Annotated in this window: 1 protein-coding gene; it reads right to left on the minus strand. The window is 65.1% G+C overall.

What is annotated here, in order from left to right; all coding sequences use genetic code 11:
• The coding region (locus ACPYOG_RS19485; protein WP_481295776.1) for an FAD-dependent monooxygenase at nt 1-258 on the minus strand (258 nt) is incomplete at its 3' end.
• Between the last annotated feature and the right edge of the window lie 17 nt (nt 259-275).

The raw sequence follows: 275 nt of genomic DNA on the forward strand, positions 1-275 counted from the left end.
GTTCAGGCCTTGCGCCCCGATCGGCGGAAAGACATGGGCGGCTTCGCCGATCAAGGCGGCGCGGCCCTTGCCGAAACGATGGGCTGTCATGCCGGAGAGCGGCCAGACCTGGACATTGTCCTCGATCGTCACCCGACCGAGCATCGATTGCATGCGCTCCTCGACCAGTCTTCCGAGTTCTTCGAGCGACTTTTCGGCATTGGCGGCAGCTTCCGCCGGCTTCTGCACCCAGACGAGGCTGGAGCGGTTGCCGGGCAAGGGGACCTGCGTGAAGC

The sequence above is a fragment of the Leifsonia sp. HAY1-4F genome (assembly GCF_056755275.1).